Raw genomic sequence first — 19,595 nt, forward strand, 5'->3', positions numbered from 1 at the left:
GCGGGGCGTTCAGGCGGGATAGAGCAGGAAAGGCCGGCGGGTTTCGAGCCAGGCCGCTTCGTCGGCGCGCGCCGGGCCGTCGAGGTCGGCCGGCGCGGCGGCGGGGTCGTCCACCCATTCGCGCAGCAGCGGCGAGCCGTTGATGAGATCGATCGCCAGGCGCTCGAACTCGTACTCGTAGCCGAAGTCGCGCCACAGCGGGTAGTCCGGCCACAGCCGGTGGATCGCCTTGAAGGCCAGCGCCTGCAGCCGCCACGGACGGAAGGCGGTGTGGTCGTAGTGGACCGGGTCGTCGACGTGGATCTGCACGCCGTTGCACAGCTTGCCGGCATGCTTGTGGAAAGTCGGCTCGAACCAGCAGTCGCGCAGCACGCAGCCGCGCAGCCAGTCGGGCGCGAGTGCGTGCATCTCGGCGATGATGGCGCGGGCGTCGAGCCCGGGTGCGCCGAACAGCTCCAGCGGGCGGGTGGTGCCGCGGCCTTCGGACAGCGTCGTGCCTTCCAGCATCACGGTGCCGGCATAGGCGCGTGCCATCGACAGGTTGGGGGCGTTGGGGCTGGGGTTGATCCAGCTGCGCTCCCCCAGCGGCCAGCCGTGGCCGGGGGCGTCGTCGGGCTGCCAGCCTTCCATCCCGATCACCTGGCAATCGACGTCGAGCTTCAGCGTGGCGACGAACCAGCGTGCCAGTTCGCCCATCGTCAGGCCGTGGCGCATCGGCAGCGGGCCGGCGCCGACGAAGCTCTCCCAGCCGGCGCGCAGCAGCGTGCCTTCCACCGGCCGGCCGGTGGGGTTGGGGCGGTCGAGCACCCACACCGACTTGCCGTGGCGTGCGGCTTCCTCGAGCACGTAGCGCAGCGTGGTGATGAAGGTGTAGATGCGGCAGCCGAGGTCCTGCAGATCGACCAGCAGCACGTCGAAGCCGTCCATCATCGCCGCCGTGGGCCGGCGCACTTCGCCGTACAGGCTGAACACCGGGATGCCGTGCAGCGGGTCGGTGTAGTCGGGCGATTCGACCATGTTGTCCTGCTTGTCGCCGCGCAGGCCGTGCTGCGGGCCGAAGGCGGCGGACAGGCGGAGGTCGGGCAGCGCGGCCAGCGCATCGAGCGAATGCGCCAGCCCGCGCGTCACCGAGGCGGGATGGGCGAGCAGGGCGACGCGGCGGCCGGCCAGAGGGCGGCGCAGCGCGGCGTCGGTCAGCAGGCGGTCGAGGCCGAAGCGGATTGCGCCCATCAGCGCTTCCCGTGCGTGTCGGCGGCCCAGGTCTTCAGCGCCAGCACGAAGCCGTTGCGGGCATGGAAGTCGGGCTGCGGCGCGGGATGGCTCACCGCCCAGTATTCGAGTTCGCCGTCGCTGCGTTCGACGACCGCGGCCAGGCCGATTTCGAGATCGGCGCCGGGCGCTGCCGCGGGCAGCGCGGCGGCGGGCACGCGCGCTTCAAGCCAGGCGGCGTCGCCGTCCCGCGCGAAGCGGATTGATGGGCCGGCGTCGGCCCGGAAGTCCACGTTGCGCTCGCGCGGGATGTGAAAGTCGTAGATCGCCCACTGGCCGGATGGCGAAAAGTTGAATTCGCGGTAGCCCGCTTCACCCGGGACGCCGACGAAGGCTTCGAAACAGGTGTGCTTCCACAACTCGTCCGCGGCGCCGGGTTCGGCCTCGGGCGGGATGCGGATGGCGTCGAACCGGCTGTCTTCGAGCTTGAACTCGAACACCGCGCCGCCTTCCGGCGGGGCATACATCGTGGCCAGCAGCATGCCGACCGGCGAGGCGGAATCCGCAGGGTCGGCCGGCGTTGTCGAGGGGTGGGGGCGCAGGCCGACGGTGATGGTCGGCACGCTGGGGCGTTCGGGTGTGGGCAGGCTCACGATGGGATCGATGCGGGTGGGTTTGGAGCGGGCGGGGGCGGCGCCCCCGTTTGGTGCAGGCGCAATGGTAGCCGGTTCGCCGGGTGGGTGCAGGCTTCGAGGTGGCAGTGGATCGGCTCGAAAACCGATTGACGATCGGTTTCCCGGCAACGGATACTGCCGGGCGCTGGCCTTGACCTGGAGCCATCTGCTTGACCAATCGCAGCGTACCGGCATTGGGCGATCTGGAAATCGCCGTACTCGAAAGCGCCTGGAAACCGATTCAGGCGCCATGTCGACGCTTGGCCTCCTGCTTCGGCTTGCATCCTTGGCCGGCTTCATGCCGGCATCTCCGCATGCCCTGTTGATTGCGGCCTGTCGCCCGGCAGGCCGCACGTTCTGGCCGAATCTTCATCGTTGCTCCGGTGGATGAGGTCGCGTACGAATCCCGTTCGACCGGGGTTTCCGAAGGGTAGCGAGGCATGACACAGATGCATGGAAGGTTTGCCGAAATGGCATCCGGTTGCCATTGGCCGGCCTGGAGCCGGGTTTTCCCGTTGCTCGTAGTTGCACTTTTCCTGCTCGTGGGCACCGATCGGGCTTTGGCCCATGCAGTCGCCGAAGGCGACAAGGGCTACATCCAGGAGATCCTCGGCATCCATCCGGCGCCCTTCATGTATCTGGGGGCAAAGCACATGGCGACAGGGTACGACCATATTCTGTTCCTGCTCGGCGTGATCTTCTTCCTGTACCGGATGAAGGACATCGCCCTGTACGTGACCCTGTTTGCCGTCGGCCACTCGGCCACGATGCTGCTCGGCGTGTATTTCAATATCGGGATCAACAGCTACCTCATCGACGCGATCATCGGCCTTTCGGTTGTTTATAAGGCGCTCGACAACATCGGTGCGTTTCAGCGCTGGCTCGGGTTTCAACCCGACACCAGAGCCGCGACGGTCGTTTTCGGACTCTGTCATGGATTCGGCCTGGCGACGAAGATCATCGAATACGACATCTCGCCGGACGGTCTGATGCCGAATCTGCTGGCATTCAATGTCGGCGTCGAGATCGGGCAGTTGCTCGCGCTCGGCGCGATTCTCATCGTAATGGGCTTCTGGCGCCGGACAGCGGGCTTCTGGCGCCATGCCTATGCCGCCAACGTCGTGCTGATGTGTGCCGGATTCGTCCTCACCGGCTACCAGCTCACCGGCTATTTCGTCGCCTGAACTTGCACGCGGAGAATGCACCTCATGTACAACGTTTCCAAACCGACGCTCGACGAACTGCCCACTTCGAGGCAATTGCTGCGCTCGACGCTTGTCGCATTCGCCGCCGCGATCGCGATTCTGGTCACCATCGTTCTGCCCGCCGAATATGCGATCGACCCCACTGGGGTCGGCCGCGTACTGGGGCTGACGGAGATGGGGGAGATCAAGGCACAACTGGCCGATGAAGCCGCCGCCGACGCCGCGCGGAATGCGAATGCCGCGCCAGCGGCGGGAGCTGCTGCGGCTGCGCAGCCCGGAGCGGCATCGCGGGTGGCAGACGCTTCTGCCTGGCGCGACGAGATGCAAGTGGTGCTTGCGCCCGGCCAGGGGACCGAGATAAAGCTGAGCATGCGGGCTGGCGAACAGGCGCAGTTCAGCTGGATTGCCGAGGGCGGCGTGGTGAATTTCGACCTGCATGGCGATGACGGCGGCGAACAGTCGATCAGCTATGAAAAAGGGCGCGCAGCAGCAGCGAAGGACGGCACCATCGAGGCCGCGTTCGACGGCAACCACGGCTGGTTCTGGCGGAATCGCGGAGATGCCGATGTGACGGTGACCGTGCGCGCACGTGGCCAGTACATGGAAATGAAGCGTGTTCCGTGACCCTTCTGTCGGGCACGAAGGGATTCCCGGCCCCGAGCGTATGGCTGACGGCCGAAGGCCTCCCCGGCCCGGCGTGCGAATCGGGCTTTACCACCAGGAGATAGTGAAATGAAGATTCGTCCGTTCCTGATCGCCGCCATGGCCGGCGCATCGCTCGCGTCGCCGTTCGCCATGGCCCACCCCGGCGCGCATGAAGACGACGAAAAGGAGATCCCCGAGACCTGCGAGCAATTGGCGGATACGGACCGATATGTCAGCGATGTGGCCTACCCGGAAGTAAGGAAGCTGAAAGAGCGGTGCGACGCTGACAAGAAGCCGTCTGCAGCGGCGCAGCCTCAGGCGCCTGATCGATCGCCCGGCCGCAGAAACTGATTGCTGGAGGCTGCGGCCTGGTCCGTGCTGCCCATTTGCCGGAGGCCGCCTCGCCCGTCGGTTCGGCAGCGTCCGGCGTCCTCCTCGTCAGGCCCCCTTCGTGTCGTTGGCCGGCACCTGCACGAGGCGCTGGTGCATGTCCATCTGCGGATAGGGGATGGTGATGCCGTTTTCGTCGAAGGCGATCTTCAGTCTTTCCTTCAGGTCGCACATCGTCGCGAAGTGGTCGGCGGTGGCGACCCAGGGGCGCACGTGCAGGTTCACGCTGTGTTCGCCGAGGTCGGCCACGCCGACGAAGGGTTCGGGATCGGCCAGTATCCGCGCATCGTTCTTCAGCACCTGGCCGATGATCGCCTTGACCCGGCGGATGTCGTCGTCGTAGCTGATGCGCAGCAGCAGGTCGATGCGGCGCGTCGGGCGGGCCGAGTAGTTGGTGATCACGCCGGCGTAGATCGCGCCGTTGGGGATGATGATCTCGCGGTTGTCGACGGTGCGGAATGTGGAACTGAAGATGTTGATCTTTTCGACCGTGCCCGAGGTGCTGCCGGCCTCGACGAAGTCGCCGGCCTTGAAGGGGCGGAACAGGATCAGCATCACGCCGGTGGCGAAGTTCTTCAGTGAATCCTGCAGCGCCAGGCCGACCGCCAGGCCGGCCGCGCCGATCAGCGCCACCAGCGAGGTGGTGTCGATGCCGAGGCGGTTCAGTGCGGCGATGACGACGACCAGCAGCAGCACGCCCTGCAGGATCGACAGGATGAAATTCACCAGGATGCCGTCGAGGCGGGCGCGTGTCAGCAGCCTGCGCGCCACCGCGACGATGCCGCCGGCGATCCAGCGGCCGATGACGAAGGTGCCGATGGCGAACAGCAGGTTGATGCTCCAGGGCAGGGCGTAGGTCTGGATCCAGTCGAGATGGGCCAGTCGGTCGAACATGGGTGGGGAAGTCCTTTTTGTTATCCGGGGAGGGGTTTGCGTCTGCGTTTGGGGGCGGCAGTCTTGCCGCAGGGGCCTTACCTTATCGCAGGCTCGCGGCTGGCGCACGTTACAAGCCGTGTGCGGAAGCCGTTAAACTCGCGGTCTTTGTCCCGTTTCCGCCGGAGCGATCCATGTCCGCCAGCCAGCCTTCCGTCCAGCGCGTCCTCACCGGCATCAAGCCTTCGGGCACGCCCCACCTCGGCAACTACGCCGGCGCCATCCGCCCGGCCATCGCCGCCAGCCGCCAGGCGGGGGTGGAGAGCTTCTACTTCCTGGCCGACTACCATGCGCTGATCAGCACCACCGACCCGCTGCGCGTGCAGCGCTCGACGCTGGAGATCGCCGCCACCTGGCTCGCCGCCGGGCTCGACACCAGCCATGTGTGGTTCTACCGCCAGTCCGACATCCCCGAGATTCCCGAACTGACCTGGCTGCTGAGCTGCGTCGCCGGCAAGGGCCTGCTGAACCGTGCCCACGCCTACAAGGCGGCGGTCGACAAGAACACCGCCGAAGGCGTCGATCCGGACGCCGGCGTGAACATGGGCCTGTACATGTACCCGGTGCTGATGGCCGCCGACATCCTGATGTTCAAGGCGCACACGGTGCCGGTCGGGCGCGACCAGATCCAGCACATCGAGATGGCGCGCGACATGGCCGGCAGCTTCAACCACCTGTACGGCGAGCACTTCGTGCTGCCCGAAGCGGCCATCGATGCCTCGGTCGCCACGCTGCCGGGGCTGGACGGGCGCAAGATGAGCAAGAGCTACGACAACACGATTCCGCTGTTCTGTAGCCCGGCGGAGCTGAAGAAGGTGATCTACGCCATCGTCACCGACTCGAAGGCGCCCGGTGAGCCCAAGGACGCCGACGGTTCCGCGCTGTTCGAACTCTACCAGGCCTTCTCCAGTGCCGAGGAAACGCGCGCGATGCGCGCCGCGTTCGAGGAAGGCATCGCCTGGGGCGAGGCCAAGCAGGCCTTGTTCGACAAGATCGAGGCCAGCGTGGCGCCGATGCGCGAGAAATACGAGTCCCTGGTCGCCGACCCCTCGCAGATCGAAAAGCTGCTGCTCGAAGGCGCAGCCAAGGCGCGCGCGATCGCCACGCCCTTCATCACCGAGCTGCGCCACGCCGTCGGCCTGCGCAATCTGTCCGACATCGCCCGTCCGGCGGCCGCGGCGGAAAAGGCCAAGGCTGCGCTACCGCAGTTCAAGCAATACCGCGAGGCCGACGGCCGCTTCCACTTCAAGCTGGTCGATGCCGGCGGCAGCCTGCTGCTGCAGGGCGAAGGCTTCGCCTCGCCGCGCGATGCCGGTACGGTGGTGTCGGCGCTGAAGCAGGGTGCCGCCTTCGAACTGAAGGGCGAGACGCTGTGGCTGGATGGCGCGAAGGTCGCGGCGCTGGCCGAAGGTGTGGACGAGGCCGCGCTGCGTGCGGCGCTGGCTGCGTTCGGGGAGTGATTCTTTATTGATCCGGTCCGGACTGCGCAGGTGGTTGCCGGCGTTCTGTGTCAGCACTGCGGCGTCGCGCGGGCGGAATGTGCTTGCGATTGAAGCTGTCCTATGCCCGCGCCCTCAAATGCGTGGCGGAGCAAATGGCGCGGTTCCCGTTCGACGATGCCGACGTCGAGGTGCAGAGATACGTTCCGCCTTCGAGTCGAGCTGTTTTCTGCCGCATGCCCGGATTCATCCTTGTGACGATGATGCGGGCATGCGGCGCACACTGCAGGGAGCCAGGCCCTGGCTGGAAGTCAAAGATCGAACGCTTGCTGGATCTTCGTTTTTTCCGTGACGCCCTGTTGCAGCAATAGCATCAGCAGGATGCGCGCCTTCTGGGGACTCAGGTCTCCCGCCATGATGGCGCCCGCGTCCGCCAGAGTCTTCCCTCCACCTTCAAAACCATAGTTCGGCAAGACCCGTCCGTTCGGCACCCTGGTCGAAATCACCACGGGCACGTTTTTGGACAAGGCATACTTCACGGCTTCGAACATGGGCACGTTCATATTGCCCATTCCCAGGGCCTGCACCACGATTCCTTTCACACCCTGATCCACGGCGCTGCGCAGCAGGCTGCCGTCCGCGCCCCCATACATGGCGACGATCTCCACCTTGGGCATTTCGTCGGCGACGATGGGGATATGCTGGCGGCGGACCGGCGTGCGATCCAGCACGACCCGATCCGGATAGACCTCGCCCAATTGGCCGTAATTTCCGGACTGGAAGGTTTGCACTGCCGCCGTGTGGGTCTTGGTGACATAGCGGGCCGCATGGATCTGATCATTCATGGCAAGCATGGCGCCCTTGTTCCTGGCCTGCTCATCGATCGCGATACGCACTGCGCCGAGAAGATTGCGGGGGCCGTCGAAATCCGACGCCGAGGCATTGCGCTGCGCACCGATCAGAACGATGGGTTTTTCCGACTGTATCGTCGTATCCAGCCAGAAAGCCGTTTCCTCCAGGGTGTCCGTGCCATGCGACACCACTACCCCGGAAACCTCGGGGCGTGCCAAGGCTTCCGCCACCGCCTTGCTCAGCGACGTCCAGCGGGCCGGGTCCATGTAGTCGGACGGCACATTCGAAAGATTGTTGACCTCGATGTTTGCGTATTCCCCCACCTTCGGCACGGTCGCCATCAAATCCTCGCCGGAAATTGCAGGTACGGGTGCCTGCTTGACCGGATCGATCTTCATGGCGATGGTCCCTCCGGTTGCAATCAACTGCACCGTCGGTTTTTCCTGGGCCGACGCCTGGGGAACGGCAAACGTGCAAGCAAACGCGATCAGGAATGATTTCCTCACTTCAGTCTCCTTTATCCACTCGGGGAATATTCGGGGCATGCCCCGTCCGATGATTGTTGTTTTTACCGCCGAGCCGCTGGTGAAGCGCACGGCGCTGGCCCCTTCATGGACCGGGCCGAATGGCAGTGTAATGGCAAGCCGCAGAAACAGACAGCCAACGGGCGCAGCCGCGCTGCCGGCTTCATTCTTTCGGGGACCGGCAGCAATGGCGGCTGCGTTTTGCTCCTCTCGCGGAGACCGTAGCGCTGGCCCGGAAGCGGGTACCAGTGAAAAAAAAAAGCCTCGCAAGAAAATCTTGCGAGGCTTTTTGCCTGTCTTGCCCAGAGATCGATTGCTGATCCCGCAGCACCTCGTCCATGAAGGTGCGGCGTGAAAACGTTCGGATCAGCCTTCTTGCGAATCGGTCTGCGCCACCAGCGCCGATGATCAGCGCTTCTCGATGATCTGGTCGTAGATGCCGCCGTCGGCGAAGTGCGTCTTCTGCACTGCCGGCCAGCCGCCGAGTTTCTCATCGACGGTGAAGGTGCGGATCGGCGGGAACTTGTCCGCGTTCTGTGCCAGCACCGCGGCGTCGCGCGGGCGGAAGTTGTGCTTGGCGATGATCGCCTGGCCTTCGGGGGAGAACAGGAACTCCAGATAGGCTTCGGCCGCCTTCACCGTGCCGCGCTTCTCCGTCACCGACTTCACCACCGCCACCGGCGCCGAGGCGTCGATCGACAGCGAGGGATAGACCACGTCGAACTTGTTGTCGCCGAGTTCGCGGGCGATCAGGATGGCCTCGTTCTCGAAGGTCACCAGCACGTCGCCGACGTCGCGCTGGGTGAAGGTGGTGGTGGCGCCGCGGCCGCCACCGTCGAGCACCGGCACGTTGGCGAACAGCTTGCCGACGAATTCGCGTGCGCCGGCTTCGCTGCCGCTCTTGTCGAGCGCGTAGCCCCAGGCCGCCAGGTAGGTGTAGCGGCCGTTGCCCGAGGTCTTGGGGTTGGGCACGATCACCTGCAGGCCGTCGCGAGCGAGGTCGTCCCAGTCCTTGATGTTCTTCGGATTGCCCTTGCGCACCAGGAAGACCGAAGTGGTGGTGTAGGGCGTGGCTTCGTGCGGCAGGCGCTGGCGCCAGTCCGCCGCGACCAGGCCGCCGCGCTCGACCAGGATGTCGATGTCCGGCGACTGGTTCATCGTCACCACGTCGGCGTCGAGGCCGGCCGCCACCGACAGCGCCTGCTTGCTCGAACCGCCGTGCGACTGGTTGACGCTGACCGCCTCGCCGCCCTGGGCTTTCCAGTGCGCGGAAAAGGCCGGGTTGATGTCCTTGTACAGCTCGCGCGAGACGTCGTAGGACACGTTCAGCAGCGTGATGTCGGCGAGCGCGGCGGATGCCGACAGCGACAGGACGAGGGTCGCCAGGAGGCGGCGGATGGCGTTCGGTTGGCGGGAAGAAGTGTTCACTGCGGGCTCCGGTGGACGGGTGATGTGCGGGCGAGTCTAGGGATGGCGCTCGCGCAGTGGAAATAATGAAACCAGCGTTGCTTATTCGATTTTCTGCTATCGGGGGGCTGGTCCCGGGGCAGTCCCCGGCAGGCCAGGCGCCTCCGGCGAGGTGTGGCCGGAGGCGCCTGGTTATGCTTAGTTGATTGGGTACGGCCGGTGAGGCACGGCCGGTTCAGGCCGCCCAGCGCCATTGGATGAACGGCGCTGCGGCAGCAGCGGGGGCGTGTGCTTCTTCCAGCGGCGGATGCCGCAATACCCGCCGCAGCACCCGGTCTTCCAGTGCGGTGAAGCCGGCGCTGGTCCGGTCGCGCGGGCGTTCGAGCGCAATCCGCAGGTCGAGCGCGGTGCTGCCGTCCTCGATCAGCAGCACGCGGTCGGCCAGCGCGATGGCCTCGGCGACGTCGTGCGTGACCAGCAGCGCGGTGAAGCCCTGTTCGCGCCACAGGCGTTCGATCAGCGCGTGCATCTCGATGCGGGTCAGGGCGTCGAGCGCGCCCAGCGGCTCGTCGAGCAGCAGCAGGCGGGGCTTGTGCACCAGCGCGCGGGCCAGGGCGACGCGCTGGCGCTGGCCGCCGGACAGGCGCGCCGGCCACTCGTCGGCACGGTCGGCGAGGCCGACGTCGGCCAGCGCGGCCAGTGCCGCCTCGCGCCGTTCCCGCGCCGAACCGGGCAGGCCGAGGGCGACGTTGTCGGCCACGCTCTTCCACGGCAGCAGGCGCGCGTCCTGGAACATCAGGCGCAGCTCGTCGTGGGTGTCGCGCAGCGCCTGGCCGTCCAGCGCGATGCTGCCTTGACTAGGCGCCTCCAGCCCGGCGAGCAGGCGCAGCAGCGTGCTCTTGCCGCAGCCGCTGCGGCCGACGATGGCGACGAATTCGCCGGCGGCGACGTCGAGGTCGATCGACGACAGCACCGTGCGTGCGCCATAGGCCTTGCCCAGCCCGCGCAGCGCGATGGGCACGCCGCTGTCGCGTGGCCGACCGGAATCCGGCGCAGTGCGGCTCGGCTCGGCCGGCGGCACGGGTTGGCCGAGCGCGACTTGTTCGCCGAGTTCGGCGAGTTCCTTCAGGTTGATGAAGCCCATCGGCTGTTCTCCGGATCGTGAGGATGTGAAGCGCCGCCTAGGCGCCGGCATAGGCGTTGTTCCAGCGCAGCAGGCGGCGTTCCAGCAGCCGGGCGGCGACGTCGGCCAGCTTGCCGAGCACCGCGTACAGCAGGATCGCCAGCACGACGACGTCGGTCTGCAGGAATTCGCGCGCGTTCATCGCCATGTAGCCGATGCCCGAACTGGCGGCGATGGTCTCGGCGACGATCAGCGTCAGCCACATGAAACCCAGCGAATAGCGCACGCCGACCAGGATGTTGGGCAGCGCGCCGGGCAGGATCACGTGGCGGAACAGCGCCCAGCCCGACAGGCCGTAGGAGCGGCCCATCTCCACCAGCGCGGCATCGACCGAGCGGATGCCGTGGAAGGTGTTCAGATACACCGGGAAGAACACGCCGAGGGCGACGAGGAAGAGCTTGCCGCCCTCGTCGATGCCGAACCACAGGATCACCAGCGGGATCAGCGCCAGGTGGGGTACGTTGCGCACCATCTGCAGCGTGGTGTCGAACAGGTTTTCCGCCACCCGCCAGCAGCCGTTGATCAGGCCGAAGAAAAAGCCGATGCCGCCGCCGATGGCGAAGCCGATCGCGGCGCGGGCGAAGCTGGCCTGCAGATGGGTCAGCAGTTCGCCCGAGCTTGCCAGCTCCCACAGCGCGGCCAGCACGGCGGAAGGGGCCGGCAGGATGCGTGTCGATAGCCAGCCGGTCTGGGCGGCGATCTGCCAGCCGGCGAGGATCGCGGCCGGCACCAGCCAGGGGCCGATGCGGCCCTGCCAGCCGGTGCGCGAGGTGTCGTTCGAATGTGCCATGGATGTGCTCCCTTCAGCTTTGCGCCGCCTTGGGAGCCTGGGCGTAGCCGATGATCTCGCCGATCGGCGCGACGCGGCGGCGGGCGGGCTGGTGCGCGTCGTTGGCGGGGGCGTCGCGGCCGGCCACGCTCAGGTGCGGGAACACCAGCTCGGCGAAGCGGTAGGCCTCTTCCAGGTGCGGATAGCCCGACAGCACGAAGGTGTCGGCGCCCAGCGCGGCGTATTCCTCGATGCGCTCGGCGATGATCTTGCCGTCGCCCACCAGCGCGGTGCCGGCGCCGCCGCGCACCAGGCCGACGCCGGCCCACAGGTTGGGCGCGACTTCGAGCTTGCTGCGGTCGCCGCCGTGCAGTTCGCGCATGCGGCGCTGGCCTTCTGAATCCATCTTGCCGAGCGACTGCTGCGCGCTGGCGATGGTGTCGTCGTCGAGCTGGCTGATCAGTTCTTCCGCCGCCTGCCAGGCCGCGGCCTCGGTTTCGCGCGGGATCACGTGCAGGCGCATGCCGAAGCGCACCTGGCGGCCCTCCTTCTCGGCGCGCCGCCGCACGTCGGCGAACTTGCGCGCCACTTCCGACGGCGGCTCGCCCCAGGACAGGTAAAGCTCGACGTGCCTGGCCGCGGTGTCGTGCGCGCGGTTCGACGAGCCGCCGAAGTACAGCGGCGGATGCGGCTGCTGCACCGCGGGGAAGAGCAGGCGCGCGTCCTTGACCTTGACGTGCTCGCCTTCGTAATCGACCTGCTCGCCGGCCAGCAGCCGCTTCCAGACCTCGAGGAATTCGTCGGCGTGCTCGTAGCGCTCGTCATGACCGAGGAAGATGCCGTCGGCTTCCAGATCCGAAGTGTCGCCGCCGGCCACCAGGTTGATCAGCAGGCGGCCGTCCGACAGGCGGTCGAAAGTCGCGGCCTGGCGCGCCGCCACCGTCGGCGAAGTCGTCGCCGGGCGCAGGGCGACGAGGAACTTCAGCTTGCGGGTCACCGGAATCAGGCTGGACGCCACCACCCAGGCGTCCTCGCAGGCGCGGCCGGTGGGAATCAGCACGCCGCCGTAGCCGAGGCTGTCGGCGGCCTGTGCGATCTGCTTCAGGTAGTCGTGATCCACCGCGCGCGCACCCAGCGGGGAGCCGAGATAGCGGCCGTCGCCGTGGGTGGGGAGGAACCAGAAGATGTCGAGCGGTTTGCGTGTGCTCATGACGGGTTTCCTTTAGTGCGCCGGGCGCCACACGACCGAAGCCACGTCGAGCTTCTTCGGGATCAGCTTCAGTTCGGCCAGGGTGTCGGCCATCTGCTGCTGGTGGCGGATCACTTCGTCGCTCAGCGGCTTCACGCCGTAGCCGTAGCGCGATATCGAGACTTCGGCGATCTCGACCGGCAGGCCGATCTGCGGCGCGACGATGGCGGCGGCTTCCTTCTGGTTCCGGCCGACCCATTCGCCGGTCTCGTTGATGGCTTCGAGCGCCGAAGCGAGAACCTGGGGATACTTCTGCGCGAAGGGCCGCGCGGCGATGTAGAAGTTGTAGTTGTTGGCGATGCCGGTGCCGTCGGCCAGGATGCGGGCGTCGACCTGCGCTTCGGCGGCGGCGCCGAACGGATCCCAGATCGCCCAGGCGTCGAGCGAGCCGCGCTCGAAGGCGGCGCGGGCGTCGGCCGGCGGCAGGTAGGCGACCTCGACGTCGCTGTATTTCAGATTGGCCGACTCCAGCGCCCTGACCAGCAGGTAATGCACGTTGGAGCCGCGGTTCAATACCACGCGCTTGCCCTTCAGATCGGCCAGCGTCCTGATCGGCGAATCCTTCGGCACCAGGATCTTCTCCGCCCGCGGCGCCGGCGGTTCGTTGCCGAAATACACCAGGTCGGCGCCGGCCGCCTGCGCAAACACCGGCGGCGTTTCGCCGACCACGCCGATGTCGATGCTGCCGACGTTCAGGCCTTCGAGCATCTGCGGCCCGGCGGGGAACTCGGTCCACGTCACCTTGACGCCTTCGGCTTTCAGGCGCGCTTCGAGATTGCCGCGCGCCTTCACGATCGACAGCGTGGAGCCTTTCTGCCAGCCGATGCGGATCGCGGGCGAATCGGCAAGGGCGAGGGGGGATGACAGCGACAGGGGGATGGAGGCGGCGGCGAGCAGCCCCTTCAATGCGGAACGGCGAGTGACGATCATGGTCGGATGCCTCGGAATGGAAACAGAGTGAGAGGACGGAAAAGCCGGCATTCGCCGCCGGCCGGTGGCGCAATGAGGCCACATCGCCGTCCGATCACGAACGAAGAAAATCCGCGCTGTTTATTCGGGGCAGACTGGATTGCTTAGCGGAATTCGAGCTTTGCCGAGGCTGAAAGACGGGGCGCCGTTCGAGGGGTGTTTGCTGGACAGCTCGCGGAGGCAGGGCACCGGCCTTGCGGTGGTTTCGGCCTTGGTTCGCCTTCTTGCCTGCGAATGCCATCTAGCTTCGGGCGGGCGGCGGCAGCTTCCGATGGAGGTTCGGAAGTGCTGGCTGCCCGCCGGGCACGGCCCAGAGGGTGGGGCCGTGCCCGGCGCTGCGTCGGCCGGCTCAGCGTCCCGGCTGCGAGCCGGCGTCGACCACGGCCAGCGCCGTCATGTTGACGATGCGGCGCACCGTCGCCGACGGCGTCAGCACGTGTGCGGCGCGCGCGGCGCCGAGCAGGATGCCGCCGACCATGATGCCGTTGCCTGCAGCCATGCGCAGCAGGTTGTAGGAGATGTTGGCCGCGTCGATGTTCGGCATCACCAGGATGTTGGCCGGTCCGGCGAAGCCGGAGTCGGGCATCTCGTGGTCCAGGATCGACGGCGACAGCGCCGCGTCGCCGCGCATCTCGCCTTCCACCATCAGTTCGGGATCGCGCGCATGCACCAGGCGGACGGCATCGCGCATCTTGCACGCCTCGGGGGCGTCGGAGCTGCCGAAGCTGGAATGCGACAGCATCGCCACCCGCGGCACCAGGCCGAAGCGGCGGACTTCCTCGGCCGCGAGCAGGGCGATTTCCGCCAGTTGCTCGGCGCTCGGGTCGCGGTTGACATGCGTGTCGCAGATGAAGAGCTGGTGCTCGGGCAGCATCAGCATCTGCATCATCGCCAGCGTCGTGGCACCGTCGCGCAGGCCGACGACCTCGCGCAGCGCCTGCAGGTGGTCCGAGGTGCGGCCGAAGGTGCCGCACAGCATCGCATCGGCGCTGCCCTTGTGCAGCAGCATTGACGCCAGCAGCGTATTGCGGCTGCGCATCTCGGCACGTGCCATGGTGCGCGATACGCCGGCGCGCTTGTGGGTCTCGTAGTAGGCGTCCGCCGCGTCGCCGTAGATTGCGGGATCGTGCATGTCCAGCAGTGTGCAGTTCTCGCCGGGGCGCAGCCGCAGGCCGTATTCGGCGATGCGCTTTTCGATGACCTCGGGGCGGCCCAGCAGCAGCGGGCGCGCGATGCCTTCGTCGATCACCACCTGGGCGGCGCGCAGCACGCGCTCGTCCTCGCCCTCGGCATAGACCACCGATTTCGGATTGCGCTTGGCGATGGCGAAGATCGGCTGCATCGTGTTGCCGGACTGGTACACGAAGTTGCCGAGGTGCTGCCGGTAGGCCTCCATGTCGGCGATCGGGCGCTGTGCGACGCCGCTGTCGGCGGCCGCCTTCGCCACCGCCGGCGCCACTGCTTCGATCAGGCGCGGATCGAAGGGCTTGGGGATCAGGTAGTGGCGGCCGAAGTGCAGCCCGCTGGCGCCGTAGGCCTGCGCCACCACTTCGGGGATCTCGGCATGCGCCAGCGCGGCGATGGCGCGCACGGTGGCGAGCTTCATCTCCTCGTTGATCGTCGTCGCGCCGCAGTCCAGCGCGCCGCGGAAGATGAACGGGAAGCACAGCACGTTGTTGATCTGGTTCGGATAGTCCGAGCGCCCGGTGCCGATCACTGCGTCGGGCCGCACGGCCAGCGCCTCTTCGGGCAGGATTTCGGGCGTCGGGTTGGCCAGCGCGAAGATCAGCGGGTCGCGCGCCATGCCCTCGACCATGCCGGCTTTCAGCACGCCGCCCATCGACAGGCCGAGGAAGATGTCGGCGCCGGGCATTGCATCGGCCAGCGTGCGCGCCTCGGTCTCGACCGCGTAGCGTTCCTTGCTTTCGTCCATCGCCACGCTGCGGCCGGCGTAGATCACGCCCTTGCTGTCGGCGACGGTGATGTTGTGCCGTTTCAGCCCCAGGCTGACCAGCAGGTCGAGGCAGGCCAGCGCCGCCGCACCCGCGCCGGAAACGACCAGGCGGACGTCGCCGATGTCCTTGCCGACGTGCTGCAGGCCGTTCAGGATCGCCGCTGCGGCGACGATCGCGGTGCCGTGCTGGTCGTCGTGGAAGACCGGGATCTTCATGCGCTCGCGCAGCTTCTTCTCGATGTAGAAGCACTCCGGTGCCTTGATGTCCTCGAGGTTGATGCCGCCGAAGGTCGGCTCCATGCGTGCGATGGTGTCGACCAGCGCGTCGGGATCGAGCTCGTCCAGTTTGATGTCGAACACGTCGATGCCGGCGAACTTCTTGAACAGGCAGCCCTTGCCTTCCATCACCGGCTTGCCGGCCAGCGCGCCGATGTTGCCCAGGCCCAGCACCGCGGTGCCGTTGGTGACCACCGCGACGAGGTTGGCGCGCGCGGTCAGCTCGCGGGCCTGCGCCGGATCGTCGACGATCGCCATGCAGGCTTCGGCCACCCCCGGCGAATAGGCCAGCGCGAGGTCGCGCTGCGTGATCATCGCCTTGGTCGGCGTCACCGAGATCTTGCCCGGTGTCGGCAGCCGGTGGTATTCGAGTGCGGCGTCTCTCAGGTTATCTGCCATGATGCGTCTCCATTCGATTTTGTTATGCGCTTGTTGCTTGCCGCGGATTCAGCGTTCCGCGCTCCCCAGCCTGTGCAGATGGGCCTGGGCTTCGTCCGCACTTTCGTAGATATGCGGGGCGACGGCGCGTTGCTCCAGTGCGTCGCCCAGCTTGCTGCGCAGAAAGGCGCTGGTGGTGTAGCGTGTCACGCTCGAATAGAAGCCCTGCATCAGGCCGCGCACCATGTCGGAATAGGCATCCAGCACATCGGGCGCGATGGTGAAGTTGTCATAGTTGATGATCGCGCGCACGCGCCGGCCGACCCCGGCCAGATGCTTCTCGACTTGGGCCTGGATCGCCGCCACGTCGGCCGGGTTGTTGACCGCCAGGCCCTCGAAGTTGATGAAGAACAGGTTCTGCTGTGGGTCGTAGCTGAAGCGCCGCTCCAGCGGCACGGCCAGCAACTGGCGGCGCAACTGCATCGGCTGGTCGCGGAAGATGCGCGCGTCCATCAGGCGCGGCTGGCGCACGATGGGCGCGAAATCCATCTTGTCCAGGATGTCGCGCTGGACGTCGACGCCGGGTGCCACTTCGCTCAGTTCCAGCCCTTCGAGCGTCAGCGTGAACACGCAGCGCTCGGTGATGTACAGCACCGGCTGGCCGCGCGCGGCCGCGACCGGGCCGCTGAAGGTGCGGTGCTCCACCTCGCGCACGAACTTGTGCACGGTGGCGTCCCTGCCGATCCGCACCTGGCCGTCGGCGACGCTCAACGCCATGCTGCCGGCCAGGAAGCTGCCGACGAAGACCACTTTCTTGGCGTTCTGGCTGATGTTGATGAAGCCGCCGGCGCCGGCCAGCTTGGGGCCGAACTTGCTGACGTTCAGGTTGCCCTGGGCGTCGGCCTGCGCCAGCCCGAGGAAGGTCACGTCGAGTCCGCCGCCATCGTAGAAATCGAACTGATAGGGCTGGTCGATCACCGCCTGGGTGTTGACCGCGGCGCCGAAGTCCAGGCCGCCGGCCGGGATGCCGCCGATCACGCCGGGTTCGGCGGTCAGCGTGATCAGATCGATGACTTTCTCTTCGGCGGCCACGCTGGCGATGCCTTCCGGCATGCCGATGCCCAGGTTCACCACGCTGTTGGGCCGCAGCTCCAGCGCTGCGCGGCGGGCGATGATCTTGCGCGCGCTCAGCGCCATCGGCTCGATGGCGCTGGCCGGGACGCGGATCTCGGAGGCGAAGGCCGGGCTGTAGGGCTCGGCGAAAGTCTGCCAGTGGTTCTCCGGCCGGGCCTGCACGACGCAGTCCACCAGTACGCCCGGCACCTTGACCTGGCGCGGGTTCAGCGTGTTGCGCTCGGCGATGCGCTCGACCTGGGCCAGCACGATGCCGCCGGAGTTGCGCACCGCCATTGCGATCGCCAGCGCCTCCAGCGTCAGCGCCTCCTTCTCCATCGTCAGGTTGCCGTCGGGGTCGGCGGTGGTCGCGCGGATGATGCCGACGTGGATCGGGAAGGCCTTGTAGAACAGGTATTCCTGGCCGGCGATGGCGACGCGCTCGACCAGTTCTTCGGTGGTGCGTCCGTTGAGCTTGCCGCCGCCATGCTGCGGATCGACGAAAGTGCCCATGCCGACGCGCGACAGGTGGCCCGGCCGGCCCGCGGCGATGTCGCGGAAGAGCTGGCTGATCACCCCTTGCGGCAGGTTGTAGGCTTCGACCTCGCCGCCGACCGCCAGCCGCTGCAGCTTGGGCACCAGCCCCCAGTGGCCGCCGATGACGCGCTTGACGAGGCCGGCATGGCCGAAGTGGTTCAGGCCTTTTTCCTTGCCGTCGCCCTGGCCGGCGGCGTAGACCAGCGTCAGGCCTTTCGGCTGGCTCTCGGCCAGGAACCGCTGTTCCAGCGCGATGGCCAGTTCTTCGGCGAAGCCGATGCCGACGAAGCCGCTGGTGGCGATGGTGTCGCCGTCACGGACCAGGCGCACCGCCTCCTGCGCGGAGACGATCTTGCCGCGTTCGGAAGCCTGCAGCGGGGCCGCCGGGGTTTGAAGGGCGTGCGGTTCCATGCTCAACGCGCCGTCCAGCCGCCTTCGACCGGCAGCGAGATGCCGGTGATCGACGCGCCCGCCGGCGAGCTGAGGAAGACCACCAGCGCGCCGAGTTCCTCGACCTCGACGAAGCGCTTGTTGGGCTGCGAGGCCAGGATGACCTTGCGCACGACATCGTCCTCGGACATGCCGTGCGCCTTCGCCTGGTCGGCGATCTGGCCTTCGATCAGCGGCGTCTTCACGTAGCCGGGGCAGACGGCGTTGCAGGTGATGCCGGTTTCGGCCACTTCCAGCGCCACCGCCTTGGTCAGCCCCAGCACGCCGTGCTTGGCGGCGACGTAGGCGGACTTGAACGGCGAGGCCACCAGTCCGTGGGCCGAGGCGATGTTGATGATGCGCCCGGCGTTGCGCGCCTTCATGCCCGGCAGCGCGGCCTTGATCGCGTGGAAGTTCGACGACAGGTTGATCGCCAGGATCTGCTCCCATTTCTCGGCCGGGAATTCGTCGACCGGCGACACGAACTGGATGCCGGCGTTGTTGACCAGCACGTCCAGGCGGCCGAAGCGCTCTTCGGCTTCGCGCACCAGGGCGGTGACCTGTTCCGGGCTGGACATGTCGGCGCGGGCATACCGCACCTGCACGCCATGGCGCTCGGCCAGCGCGGCGCGGATGGGCTCGATGGCGGAGCCGTCGCGGCTGCCGTTGAGCATAACGTCGGCGCCGGCTTCGGCAAGCGCCGCCGCGATGCCCAGCCCGATGCCGCTGGACGAGCCGGTGACCAGTGCGGACTGGCCTTTGAGCGAGATGGTCTTCATTGTTCGGTCTCCTCCCGTTGTCGGGCTCATTCGGCGTCCGGCTGTGCCGGCGGCGCAGCAAGGCGGAATGGCTCCAGCGTCATGCAGTGTTCGGCGATCGCCCGGATGGTCGGATAGGGGGCCATCGCCACGCCGAAGCGCTCGGCGTTGAAAACCTGCGGCACCAGGCAGCAGTCGGCGGTGCCGGGCGTGTCGCCGTGGCAGAAGCGGCCGGTCTGCGGCGATTCGGCCAGCATGCGTTCGAGGGCGGCGAAGCCGGTCTCGACCCAGTGCCGGTACCAGGCCTGGCGCGCTTCGGCATCCAGGCCGAGCTGCTGTTCCAGGTAGCGCAGCACGCGCAGGTTGTTCAGCGGATGGATGTCGCAGGCGATGTATTGGGCCAGCGCCCGCACGCGCGCCCGGCCGACGGCGTCGGTCGGCAGCAGCGCGGGCTGCGGGTGCCGTTCTTCCAGGTACTCGATGATCGCCAGCGACTGCGGCAGCGCCGCGTCGTCGTGCTGCAGCACCGGCACCAGCTCGCTCGGGTTCAGCGCGCTGAACCCGGCGGCGTGCTGCTGGCCGCCGTCGCGCACCAGATGCACCGGAATCGCCTCGTAGGCCAGGCCCTTGAGGTTCAGCGCGATGCGCACGCGATACGACGCCGAACTGCGGAAGTACGTGTAGAGCTTGAACACTGGTGGG

The 19,595-nt window shown here is 67.2% G+C and carries 17 protein-coding genes; 4 read left to right on the forward strand and 13 right to left on the reverse strand.

Features of this window, described 5'->3' with window-relative positions; translation table 11 throughout:
* Positions 1–9: 9 nt before the first annotated feature.
* Together NX068_RS06325 and NX068_RS06330 are read right to left on the reverse strand one after the other, a co-directional pair.
* Positions 10–1,230 carry an exo-beta-N-acetylmuramidase NamZ family protein gene (locus NX068_RS06325; protein ID WP_442806697.1) on the reverse strand — a complete coding sequence of 407 codons (1,221 nt, stop codon included), beginning with the start codon at positions 1,228–1,230 and terminating at the stop codon, positions 10–12.
* Positions 1,230–1,862 (reverse strand): DOMON-like domain-containing protein, encoded by a 633-nt coding sequence (locus tag NX068_RS06330; protein ID WP_263460440.1) that lies wholly within the window; start codon positions 1,860–1,862, stop codon positions 1,230–1,232. Before NX068_RS06330 ends, NX068_RS06325 begins: the two co-directional genes overlap by 1 nt.
* 461 nt (positions 1,863–2,323) lie before the next feature.
* Between NX068_RS06330 and NX068_RS06335 the strand changes: the two genes are divergently transcribed.
* From NX068_RS06335 to NX068_RS06345, 3 genes are all read left to right on the forward strand, one after another.
* Complete coding sequence (locus NX068_RS06335) at positions 2,324–3,067, forward strand: HupE/UreJ family protein (protein WP_263460441.1); 744 nt, start codon at positions 2,324–2,326, stop codon at positions 3,065–3,067.
* A gap of 24 nt (positions 3,068–3,091) precedes the next feature.
* The gene (locus NX068_RS06340) at positions 3,092–3,712 is read left to right on the forward strand and encodes a transmembrane anchor protein (RefSeq protein ID WP_263460442.1); all 621 of its coding nucleotides are present in this window, start codon (positions 3,092–3,094) and stop codon (positions 3,710–3,712) included.
* A gap of 108 nt (positions 3,713–3,820) precedes the next feature.
* Positions 3,821–4,084, forward strand: coding sequence for a hypothetical protein (locus NX068_RS06345; protein WP_263460443.1), 264 nt, complete (start codon positions 3,821–3,823; stop codon positions 4,082–4,084).
* A gap of 87 nt (positions 4,085–4,171) precedes the next feature.
* On the opposite strand, the gene NX068_RS06350 is transcribed toward NX068_RS06345, so the two are convergent.
* Entirely contained in the window at positions 4,172–5,017 is an 846-nt protein-coding gene (locus tag NX068_RS06350; RefSeq protein ID WP_263460444.1) for a mechanosensitive ion channel family protein, read from the reverse strand.
* Positions 5,018–5,190: 173 nt separating this feature from the next.
* Here NX068_RS06350 and NX068_RS06355 point away from each other — a divergent pair, with 173 nt between their 5' ends.
* Entirely contained in the window at positions 5,191–6,516 is a 1,326-nt protein-coding gene (locus NX068_RS06355; RefSeq protein ID WP_263460445.1) for a tryptophan--tRNA ligase, read from the forward strand.
* A 290-nt stretch (positions 6,517–6,806) separates the two neighbouring features.
* Here the strand turns inward: NX068_RS06355 and NX068_RS06360 are convergent, their stop codons facing one another.
* The 10 genes from NX068_RS06360 to maiA form a co-directional block, all read right to left on the reverse strand.
* Positions 6,807–7,943, reverse strand: coding sequence for an asparaginase (locus NX068_RS06360; RefSeq protein ID WP_263460446.1), 1,137 nt, complete (start codon positions 7,941–7,943; stop codon positions 6,807–6,809).
* A 336-nt stretch (positions 7,944–8,279) separates the two neighbouring features.
* Positions 8,280–9,299, reverse strand: a complete 1,020-nt coding sequence (locus NX068_RS06365; RefSeq protein ID WP_327084805.1) for a sulfate ABC transporter substrate-binding protein — start codon at positions 9,297–9,299, stop codon at positions 8,280–8,282.
* Positions 9,300–9,513: 214 nt separating this feature from the next.
* Positions 9,514–10,422: an ATP-binding cassette domain-containing protein gene (locus NX068_RS06370; RefSeq protein ID WP_263460447.1), complete on the reverse strand. Its 909-nt coding sequence runs from the start codon at positions 10,420–10,422 to the stop codon at positions 9,514–9,516.
* 37 nt (positions 10,423–10,459) lie between these two features.
* Positions 10,460–11,251 (reverse strand): aliphatic sulfonate ABC transporter permease SsuC, encoded by a 792-nt coding sequence (ssuC, locus tag NX068_RS06375; RefSeq protein WP_263460448.1) that lies wholly within the window; start codon positions 11,249–11,251, stop codon positions 10,460–10,462.
* A 13-nt stretch (positions 11,252–11,264) separates the two neighbouring features.
* Positions 11,265–12,440, reverse strand: coding sequence for an FMNH2-dependent alkanesulfonate monooxygenase (gene ssuD, locus NX068_RS06380; protein ID WP_263460449.1), 1,176 nt, complete (start codon positions 12,438–12,440; stop codon positions 11,265–11,267).
* A gap of 12 nt (positions 12,441–12,452) precedes the next feature.
* Complete coding sequence (locus NX068_RS06385; protein ID WP_263460450.1) at positions 12,453–13,409, reverse strand: sulfonate ABC transporter substrate-binding protein; 957 nt, start codon at positions 13,407–13,409, stop codon at positions 12,453–12,455.
* 388 nt (positions 13,410–13,797) lie between these two features.
* Positions 13,798–16,077 carry an NADP-dependent malic enzyme gene (locus NX068_RS06390; protein WP_263460451.1) on the reverse strand — a complete coding sequence of 760 codons (2,280 nt, stop codon included), beginning with the start codon at positions 16,075–16,077 and terminating at the stop codon, positions 13,798–13,800.
* A 48-nt stretch (positions 16,078–16,125) separates the two neighbouring features.
* A complete protein-coding gene (locus NX068_RS06395; protein ID WP_263460452.1) occupies positions 16,126–18,117 on the reverse strand; it encodes an acyl CoA:acetate/3-ketoacid CoA transferase in 1,992 nt (663 codons plus the stop codon).
* Positions 18,118–18,119: 2 nt separating this feature from the next.
* Positions 18,120–18,914, reverse strand: coding sequence for a 3-hydroxybutyrate dehydrogenase (locus NX068_RS06400; protein WP_268740059.1), 795 nt, complete (start codon positions 18,912–18,914; stop codon positions 18,120–18,122).
* A 26-nt stretch (positions 18,915–18,940) separates the two neighbouring features.
* Positions 18,941–19,588 (reverse strand): maleylacetoacetate isomerase, encoded by a 648-nt coding sequence (gene maiA / locus NX068_RS06405; protein ID WP_263460453.1) that lies wholly within the window; start codon positions 19,586–19,588, stop codon positions 18,941–18,943.
* Positions 19,589–19,595 lie beyond the last annotated feature (7 nt).

Source organism: Thauera carbonicopians (genome assembly GCF_025699485.1).
GTDB lineage: Bacteria > Pseudomonadota > Gammaproteobacteria > Burkholderiales > Rhodocyclaceae > Thauera.

What these genes read in the sequence shown, in the direction of transcription:
- NX068_RS06395 (WP_263460452.1), bottom strand. Translation starts at nt 18,117, where the DNA reads ATGGAACCGCACGCCCTTCAAACCCCGGCGGCCCCGCTGCAGGCTTCC.
- NX068_RS06390 (WP_263460451.1), bottom strand. Translation starts at nt 16,077, where the DNA reads ATGGCAGATAACCTGAGAGACGCCGCACTCGAATACCACCGGCTGCCG.
- NX068_RS06400 (WP_268740059.1), bottom strand. Translation starts at nt 18,914, where the DNA reads ATGAAGACCATCTCGCTCAAAGGCCAGTCCGCACTGGTCACCGGCTCG.
- NX068_RS06350 (WP_263460444.1), bottom strand. Translation starts at nt 5,017, where the DNA reads ATGTTCGACCGACTGGCCCATCTCGACTGGATCCAGACCTACGCCCTG.
- NX068_RS06370 (WP_263460447.1), bottom strand. Translation starts at nt 10,422, where the DNA reads ATGGGCTTCATCAACCTGAAGGAACTCGCCGAACTCGGCGAACAAGTC.
- NX068_RS06340 (WP_263460442.1), top strand. Translation starts at nt 3,092, where the DNA reads ATGTACAACGTTTCCAAACCGACGCTCGACGAACTGCCCACTTCGAGG.
- NX068_RS06385 (WP_263460450.1), bottom strand. Translation starts at nt 13,409, where the DNA reads ATGATCGTCACTCGCCGTTCCGCATTGAAGGGGCTGCTCGCCGCCGCC.
- ssuC (WP_263460448.1), bottom strand. Translation starts at nt 11,251, where the DNA reads ATGGCACATTCGAACGACACCTCGCGCACCGGCTGGCAGGGCCGCATC.
- NX068_RS06335 (WP_263460441.1), top strand. Translation starts at nt 2,324, where the DNA reads ATGACACAGATGCATGGAAGGTTTGCCGAAATGGCATCCGGTTGCCAT.
- ssuD (WP_263460449.1), bottom strand. Translation starts at nt 12,440, where the DNA reads ATGAGCACACGCAAACCGCTCGACATCTTCTGGTTCCTCCCCACCCAC.
- NX068_RS06325 (WP_442806697.1), bottom strand. Translation starts at nt 1,230, where the DNA reads ATGGGCGCAATCCGCTTCGGCCTCGACCGCCTGCTGACCGACGCCGCG.
- NX068_RS06345 (WP_263460443.1), top strand. Translation starts at nt 3,821, where the DNA reads ATGAAGATTCGTCCGTTCCTGATCGCCGCCATGGCCGGCGCATCGCTC.
- NX068_RS06355 (WP_263460445.1), top strand. Translation starts at nt 5,191, where the DNA reads ATGTCCGCCAGCCAGCCTTCCGTCCAGCGCGTCCTCACCGGCATCAAG.